General features: G+C 65.9%; 10 protein-coding genes. 2 read left to right on the forward strand and 8 right to left on the reverse strand.

The features are described from left to right. The 7 genes from A3764_RS14950 to A3764_RS14975 form a co-directional block, all read right to left on the reverse strand. Positions 1–511 (reverse strand): glycosyltransferase family 2 protein (locus A3764_RS14950; protein WP_236628206.1); only part of this gene is annotated, 511 nt, incomplete at its 3' end. A 69-nt stretch (positions 512–580) separates the two neighbouring features. Next, positions 581–1,333, reverse strand: coding sequence for a GGDEF domain-containing protein (locus tag A3764_RS14955; RefSeq protein WP_330220254.1), 753 nt, complete (start codon positions 1,331–1,333; stop codon positions 581–583). Beyond that, positions 1,330–1,614, reverse strand: a complete 285-nt coding sequence (locus tag A3764_RS26350; RefSeq protein WP_330220531.1) for a hypothetical protein — start codon at positions 1,612–1,614, stop codon at positions 1,330–1,332. Before A3764_RS26350 ends, A3764_RS14955 begins: the two co-directional genes overlap by 4 nt. After that, the gene (locus A3764_RS14960; protein ID WP_067920077.1) at positions 1,611–2,198 is read right to left on the reverse strand and encodes a heme NO-binding domain-containing protein; all 588 of its coding nucleotides are present in this window, start codon (positions 2,196–2,198) and stop codon (positions 1,611–1,613) included. The genes A3764_RS26350 and A3764_RS14960 overlap by 4 nt, the downstream gene beginning before the upstream one ends. A gap of 95 nt (positions 2,199–2,293) precedes the next feature. Beyond that, complete coding sequence (locus A3764_RS14965) at positions 2,294–3,853, reverse strand: trimethylamine methyltransferase family protein (protein ID WP_067951721.1); 1,560 nt, start codon at positions 3,851–3,853, stop codon at positions 2,294–2,296. Positions 3,854–3,963: 110 nt separating this feature from the next. Further along, positions 3,964–4,686 carry an HAD family hydrolase gene (locus A3764_RS14970; protein WP_067921676.1) on the reverse strand — a complete coding sequence of 241 codons (723 nt, stop codon included), beginning with the start codon at positions 4,684–4,686 and terminating at the stop codon, positions 3,964–3,966. Beyond that, positions 4,683–4,967: a DUF3572 domain-containing protein gene (locus A3764_RS14975; protein WP_067921682.1), complete on the reverse strand. Its 285-nt coding sequence runs from the start codon at positions 4,965–4,967 to the stop codon at positions 4,683–4,685. Before A3764_RS14975 ends, A3764_RS14970 begins: the two co-directional genes overlap by 4 nt. Before the next feature lie 94 nt (positions 4,968–5,061). Between A3764_RS14975 and A3764_RS14980 the strand changes: the two genes are divergently transcribed. Then, positions 5,062–6,459 (forward strand): diguanylate cyclase, encoded by a 1,398-nt coding sequence (locus A3764_RS14980; protein WP_067951722.1) that lies wholly within the window; start codon positions 5,062–5,064, stop codon positions 6,457–6,459. Positions 6,460–6,563: 104 nt separating this feature from the next. Next, on the forward strand, positions 6,564–7,487 hold the full coding sequence (locus A3764_RS14985) for a DMT family transporter (protein ID WP_067923240.1): 924 nt from the start codon (positions 6,564–6,566) through the stop codon (positions 7,485–7,487). On the opposite strand, the gene A3764_RS14990 is transcribed toward A3764_RS14985, so the two are convergent. Continuing rightward, a partial coding sequence (locus A3764_RS14990; protein ID WP_330220532.1) for a thiamine diphosphokinase occupies positions 7,426–8,152 on the reverse strand: 727 nt, incomplete at its 5' end. The genes A3764_RS14985 and A3764_RS14990 overlap by 62 nt on opposite strands.

An 8,152-nucleotide genomic window follows, 5' to 3' on the forward strand; every position in this document is an offset into this window, starting at 1 on the left:
CGGCATCCAGATAGCGAACCAGCCCTTCGATACCGAGCACCTCGCGCCCCTCGAAATCGAACATCTCGTCCATGTCCACGTAAAGGCACCAGCGATCCCGGCCATAGGTCATGGCCGGCCAGCCGCGTATCAGGTCTTCATAGCGCGCAAGCGGCAGGTCGCATTGGTCGATCACCGTCCCGGGTTCAGCCTTGATGCGGGCGATCGTGTCATCGGTCGAGCCGTTGTCGATAAAGACGAAATGGCGAATGCCCATGGCGCGGTAATGATCGAAGAATGCATCGAGGTAATAGCTCCCGTCGCGCACGAGCGCGATCAGGATCACCTCTTCCGGCCCGCTCTCCAACCGCCGGGGCCCGTGCAGGTGCCGCAGCCGCGCGGCAAAGCGTCGGCGGCGCCAAGCGGTCCGCAGGCGATGGCGCAGACCTTTCAGCACGGAACGGAACGGGTTGGACGCATTTTCATCCCCGCGTGATACGCCAGCCCCGCTTCCGGGTCCACTGCGCAACACGTTCCCTGCTTCCAAATGGGATCAAATCCCGGGGGTCCGGGGGCTGGCCCCCGGCTCCGCCGACCGAAGTCACGGGCGGGCGGCCTTCGCCTCCCGACTGCGCATTTCGGGGTGATAGACGGCCTCCCGCTGGCGGCCTGCCCGCTTTGCCGCGTAAAGGGCAACGTCGGCATCCGACAGCACCCCCTCCCGCGTTGCGCGCGCGCCCTCTGGCAGACGCGCGATACCGACACTGGCAGAGACATGACAGGTCTCCGCGCCGTAGGGGATCGGCGCGTCGAGCCGCGCGATCAACCTCCGGGCGATGCGGCGCGGGGCGTGATCGTCATCAACGCCGGGCAGGATGATGACGAACTCGTCACCCCCGACACGCGCGACGATGTCGCCCTGCCGGGTCTCCTCCACCATGACCCGGGCCACCTGCTGCAGCACATGATCCCCCGCAGGATGGCCCAGCGTATCATTGACCTGCTTGAAGAAATCGAGGTCCACCTGAAGCACCGCCAGTGGCGTCCCGGCAGTGCAGAGCCGCCCCAACAGGTGGTCGACGGCCCGGCGGTTCTTCAAGCCGGTGAGCGTATCGGTGAAGGCCTGTTCCTCCGCCGCGATCTTGGCGCCCTGCAGCCGCAGGTTGAGCCGACGGGAGGCTTCCATCGCCGCTGACTTAGCTTCGATCAGGTAGAGCATTTCCACCGCCATATCCGTGGCCGCGAAATCCGCGCTGGTGAGCTTGTAGCGCTGGACAGCGTCATGGACGCCGATCCCGAAGGACAGGTCGATCACGATGCTATCCGCGCTCAGCGGCAGCAATAGGCCCTTCATCTCCGTCCGGGGCGCTTCGGCGAAGGCCAGTTGCAGCGTCCTTGTGCCCGCTGCAACGAGTCCGGCAAGCGTCGCCCCCCGCGCGGGCGCCGGATGCGGAAGACCTCGCTGAACTGCGCGCCCTCCAGCACGCGGTCGGGGCGCAGCTTTTGCATAGTGGGTCCCGCGTGGCGGATGTGGCCCGCACCGTCCATCATCAGGTGCAGGGGGCAAAGCTGATCCAAAAGCGGCACCAGCGCGGCCACGTCGTGGGGGACCTCCCCCAGCCCGGGCGGCATCATCCTGCCCGAAGCCCCAGAAGGAATTCGCGGCCCTGGGCAAAATCCGCCTCCACCAGCCGGATGAATACGGTTTCCGTTCCATCGCCCGCGCCCGAATGTTCCAGCAGGACAAGCGCGCCGTAATCGTCCGCCATGCCGCGCAGCACGCCCATCAGCACATGGCCATACCCCTGCACCGCGGCTTCGCATTCCAGCCGGTAGAGGCCCTCCGCCTCGTCATGCAGCGACAGCGCCGGAAGATAAAGCTCCGGCACGGCAAGCCGCGCCCGGTCGGGCAGATCGTCCAGAGACTGCAGGAACTCGGAAAAGGTCACGCCCCCGAAGCGCAGCAGCCGGCGCACCGCTTCGCAGGCCGAGGCAGACACTAGAAAACTGCCGATGTCCTCCATCACTTCGCAGCGCGAGCGTTGCAGCACATGGGACACGCCGTCGAGCAGCCGTGGCGTTACCGCATCGTCATAGGCCAGCATCGCTTCGAAATCCGTGATCTCGACCCGGGCGGTCCGCGTCACCCGGTGCCATGTCTCCTCTCCGTATCGGTTGCAAACGTATCTCTGGATGCTGCGGTTGATGAGACCGTGCATGTCACCACTCCCGTAGATACCCCCGTCGCCACTCTGCCCCGCAAAGCATTAACATTCGCCCAACGGCGCAGGATCGTCGTGGCGGGCCCGGGGCATCAGAAGTCGGTGGGCGCGCCGCCTTCGGCCTTGCGGCGGGCGACGAAATCGGCCAGTTCCTCGCGCCGGGCCTCCTCGAGCGGTGGCGCCTCGAAGGAGGCCACAATCTCGCGGAACATGTGGTGGGCGCGCTCCGGCGTCCAGACGGCACCTGCCGCCTCCCAACCTTCGTAGTTTGTCCAGTCGCTCAGGAAAGGCTGATAGAAGGCGGTGGTGTATCTGTCCTGCGTGTGCTGGATGCCGAAGAAATGCCCCGCATTACCGACGGATTTGATCGCATCGATCGCGATCTCATCCGGCCCCGTCGCGCAGATCTCGGGCTGCATGTATCGCTGGATCTGCTGCAGGATCTCGCAATCCATGATGAATTTCTCGGGGCTTGCGATCAACCCGCCCTCCAGCCAGCCGGCCGCGTGATAGACCATGTTGCTGCCCGATTGCACCGCCGCCCAGAGACTGTTGGAGGTTTCCCAGATCGCCTGCCCGTCCGGCACATTGGCGGCACAAACCCCAGAGGAGCGCATGGGCAGCCCGTAGTAGCGACAGAGCTGTCCTGTCATCTGCGTGGCGCGCATGTACTCCGGCGTGCCGAAGGCGGGCGCGCCGGTCTTCATGTCCACGTTGGAGGTGAACGTGCCGATGGCGCAGGGCGCACCGGGGCGGATGATCTGCGCCAGCACCACCGCGCAAAGCGCCTCGGCCAGCGATTGCGCCACCGCACCCGCCATGGTCACCGGGGCCATGGCCCCCGCCAGCGTGAAGGGGGTTACCACCAGCCCCTGCCCCCGCCGCGCAAGACGCATCCAGCCGTCGAGCATGGGCACATCGTGCTTCAGCGGCGAAGTCGAATTGATGTTGGTGTACATCCGCGGGGAGGCATCGAATTCCTCATGGCTCAATCCGCTGGCGATCCGCACCATTTCCATCACGTCCTCGACGCGTTCCTTGCCAAGGCTGTAGGCATGCATCGCCTTGTCGGTGAGCGTCAGCTTGTCATAGAGCACATCGAGATGGCGGACGCTGGCGTGGATATCCACCGGCTCCACCGGATAGCCGCCGGCGAAATGGATGCAGTTGAAATACTGCGTCAGCTTCAGCAGGTCCCGGCATTGCGCCCGTGTGCCGGGGGTCTTGCGCCCCAGCGACAGATCCCAATAGTTCGGCGGGGAAGAAACGTTGCCGAACAGCAGGTTACGCCCCCCGATCGTAATGGTGCGGTCCGGGTTGCGCGGCGTGATGGTGAAGGTGGACGGCGCCTTGGCGATCCATTCCATCACGAAGTCGCGCCCCATGAAAACCACTTCGCCATTGGTCTTGCAGCCCGCCTTGCGCAGGATGTCGAGCGCCTCATGATTCAGAAATGCGATGCCGATTTCTTCAAGGATGCGCATGGCGCCGTCGTGGATCGCTTCCACCCCCTCGGGGGTAAGCGGTTCGGTGGGCGCGTCGCAATTGACGGGCGGTGCCCAGGGCATCTGTTCGATCACCGCCGTACCCCGCCGCGTCCGGGCCCCTGCGCGCCCGCCATGGCGGCTTCTGCGGTTCATGGTCTCGGCCATTGATCGTCCTCCTGCGCTGTACCTGCAGAAGGCCCGATGCGTTTGGGCGCATCCTTTCCGTTCGCGACGGTCCGTGTCGCTTTAGGGCATCATGCGGCACCGATCCGGCGTCACGCGGGCGCCAGACCGTCGAGCCACGCCGGGATATGCCCGATATCCGGCAGCACCGCATCGGCGTCAGGGGCCAGATCTTCGCGCTCCGCCAAACCTGTCAGCACGCCCAGGGTCCGCATCCCCGCCGCCTTGCCGGCATGCAGGTCGTGCAGGCTGTCACCCACCATGACGACTTCGGCAGGCTCCAGCCCCATGGCGGCGCAAAAGGCGCGCAGCTGCCCCGGTTCGGGCTTTCCGCCATGGCCACTGTCGAACCCGGCGACGAAATCGAACAGGTCGGTGACATTCGCCCGCTCCAGATGCAGCCGCGCGGGCGCTTCGGCGTCATTGGTCGCCAGCCCCAGCCGAAGCCCCCGGTCGCGCAATGCCTGCAGAAAGGCGCGCAGAGGCACGGCCTCCTGCTGGGGGGCCTGCGCGGCCTCGTCGTTCAGCATGGCGAGCAGGGCATCGGGCGCCGTGTCGGGGAAATGAGGGGCGAGCGCTGTTGCGACCTCACCCGGGGTGCCGGCGATGACAATGCTGTCGCGGGCGAAGCGGCGCGCCGCGAAATCAAAGCCGATCTGCGCGCCGACCTGCTGTGCGCGCGCGGCGTCGCCCTCTGCCGCGCGCAGCAGAAAGGCCACCGCCCAGGCTTCCCAGGTCGCTGCAAAATCGAAAAGCGTGCCGTCCTTGTCGAACACGATTCCCCGAACCGCGGGGGCGGCCTGTGCGCCGCTCATGTCCAGTTCATCTGCATGCCGCCCGGCAGCGCCGCCCGCGCCATCATCGGGTGTTCATACGGCAGGGCCGATGCATCGCAGAACGCCATGACCCATGCGTCATCCATCATCAGGAAATCGAGTACCGAGGCGAGGAACTCCGGCTGCGCCGCCTGCGCCCGAAGCGAGGATTCGTCCACGCCCGTGGCCCCAAGGAAGACCGGCAGCAGATCGTCATTGGCGGCGAGCCATCCCAGCGCGCGCAGCGCCAGCGTCTCCGCCGTCTCGGGTGTATATGTCATCAAACCTTCCAATTTACGCAGTTTCCGCAACGCTTTGTTAACCTTTCCGGGCAACATTTCTCCAACCTCGAACCTGTGCGGAATGGAGACTGTCGTGCAAGGCAAGATTCTCGTTCTGGATGCGATTGCGACAAACCGTATCATCCTGAAGGTCAAGCTGACAGACGCCTATTACGAGGTCGTACAGGCAGACAGCATTTCCGCCGGGATAAGGCTCGCCCGCAGCTTGACCTTCGACCTCGTGATCACCGCGCTCAGCCTGCCGGACGGCACGGCGGAACGTTTGTGCCGCAAGCTTCATGCCGCACCCGGTTGCGAACATCTTCCCGTCATCGCCATGGGGTCCGGGGCCGATCCGGAAAGGCGGCTCGCCATCCTCAGGGCGGGGGCGCAGATGCTGGCGAAACCGGTGTGCGACACGCTTCTGCTGAGCCAGGTGCGCAGCACGATCCGCATCCACAACGCCGCCGCCGAATGGCGGATGCGCGACGATACATCGCGCGCCCTGGGCATGGCCGAACCCGCCCCCATCTTCGAACGCGCGGGCCGTGCCACGCTGGTGGCCCCCAACCCGGTCGAGGGGCAGCGCTGGATCCGCTGCCTGCGCGCGTCGCTGGGCGGCAGCATCCGCTATTGCGCCCCCGCCGCCGCCCTGCGCGACGCAGGCCTTGACGGCGGACCGGACGCCTTTGTCCTGGTCCAGCCCGAAGACCCCCAATCGCCCGAGGCCCTGCGCCTTGTCTCGGCGCTGCGGGCCAATGCGGCCACGCGGCACAGCGGCATCATGATCGTCCAGATGGCCCCCGACCCGGGGCTTGCCGCCCATGCGCTGGACCTTGGCGCCGACGACGTGATGACCGACGGCTTCGAACCGGCCGAGCTTTCCCTCCGCCTGCGGAACCTGATGCGCCGCAAGCAGATGGATGAACAGATGCGCGCCACGGTGCGCACCGGCGCGCAGGCGGCGATTTTCGATCCCCTGACCGGGCTGCACAACCGCCGCTACGCGATGCCCCATCTGCAGCGTATCGCGGACCACGCCCGGGCGACGGCCCGGCCCTTCGCGGTGATGCTAGCGGATCTGGATCATTTCAAACGGGTCAACGACCGGCATGGCCACGCCGCGGGCGATGCCGTGCTGGCCGAAACCGCCACCCGGTTGCGCAGCAACCTGCGCGCGATGGATATGGTCGCCCGCATCGGGGGGGAGGAGTTCATGATCGTCATGCCCGGCTCCACCCTCAAGGAGGCGAGCGCCGCCGCCCTGCGCCTGTGCAACGACATCAGCGGCACACCGTTCCGGGTGCCGGGAATTGAGGAGCCCATCAGCGTCACCATCAGCATCGGTATGGCGGTCGGTTCCAGCAAGACAGCCGGCAGCGGTGATGCCCCGGAAAACGGGGGCGCCCTGCTGGAAAAGGCGGACAAGGCGCTTTACGCAGCGAAATCCGGCGGACGAAACAAGGTCCGGCTCAGCCGCCCGGCGGCCTGAACCGCTATGGACTTCCCTGCTGCTGCCGCCCCTCCCGATCGGGAATTATCAAACGAAAGCAAGGATAAATTGCGAAACTCTTCGTACCAGACTACGCTCCCCTCATGACGGAAGACCGGCCCCTCCTCGGAATCCTGCTGATGCTGGGGTTTTGCATTGTCGCCCCCATGGGGGACGCTGTTGCAAAGATACTCGGGGCGTCTGTCCCCTTGGTACAGGTGGTGCTTCTGCGGTTCGCCGTACAGGCCGTGCTCCTGCTGCCAATCGTGTCCTTCGCCCGCCCTCGCCCATGGGGCGGACAGGGGCTGATTGGGCTGATCCTTTTGCGTACCTTGCTGCACATTTTCGGCATCGGGGCGATGTTCACCGCCCTGCGCTATCTGGCGCTGGCGGATGCGGTCGCCATCGCCTTCGTGATGCCCTTCTTCATGCTGCTCCTGGGCAAACATGTCCTGAAGGAAGAGGTCGGGCCCCGGCGCCTTTGGGCCTGCGTTGCGGGCTTCATCGGGACGCTTCTGGTCATTCAGCCCAGCTTTGCAGAGGTGGGTTGGCCCGCGCTTCTGCCGGTTCTGGTGGCCGCGAACTTCAGCGTTTTCATGCTGGTGACGCGGCGGATCGCGAAACGGATCGACCCGGTGGAGCTTCAGGCGGTCAGCGGGGGCATGGCGGTGATGCTCGTGCTTCCACTTGTCGTTGCGGGCCAGTTCTTTGGGGCTCCCCTGCTTGCCCCCGTGGTGCCGGATGCCGCGCAATGGGGATTGCTCATTGGAATCGGGGTGCTTGGCACGCTGGCGCATCTGCTGATGACATGGTCCTTGCGCTATGCCCCCTCGGCCACGCTGGCGCCGATGCAATACCTCGAAATTCCCTTTGCGACAGCCCTCGGCCTTGCGATCTTCGGCGAATGGCCAAATGGGCTCGCCGGGCTCGGCATCGTGATCACCATGGCCGCGGGCCTCTATGTCGTCATGCGGGAGCGGGCCAATGCGCGCGGTCGGGTGCCGCCAGCTGCCGCACCAGCGGCTTGAGAAGGCGGCGCGGTGCGATGAGCAACATGCCCGGTCCATCCATCTGGATCTCCACCGGCCCCGTCGCGCGGTTCGACGTGCCGACAAATACATCCGGCGCAAACTCGATACCCTCGATCGGCCAGAGCAGCCCCGCGCTGCGCCCCGTCACCGGCGTCAGGGGAAAGAGCGAGACGATATCGCCCGGCGTGCAGGGCAGCAGCAGCCGGGGCGGCGCGAGGCAGACGATCTCTGTCCGGTCGATCAGCACGCAGGGCCGATGCGGCATCCGGGCCAGCGTATGATAGGCCGCAAGCTGGTGATCGACCCTTCCGCCACCAAAACCCACGCCCAGCACCAGCGGCGCGTCGATCCGGGCCATGGCCTTGCCGAAATCCGTATCGTCCTGCCCCGGCAAGGGATGGAGGATGTCCGCCGGCAGGCGTCTGCGCAGGTCTTCGGGGAGCGAGTCGAAATCACCGATCACGGCCTCCGGCACGCGGCCTGCGGCCAGCGCCAGCGCCGCGCCCCCGTCCGCCGCCACGACTCGCGGGGCCAGCGCTGTGGCCTCTTCGACGTCGCTAATGGAGGCGTCCCCGCCGCCGATGAGCGTTATCGGTGCCGTATCGTGAACAATGGAGGCGATCATGTCCTTTTCGTGCCGTTTTCGAAACCCATCACATTGT

Source organism: Sulfitobacter sp. HI0129 (assembly GCF_001635395.1).
Taxonomy (GTDB): Bacteria; Pseudomonadota; Alphaproteobacteria; order Rhodobacterales; family Rhodobacteraceae; genus Sulfitobacter.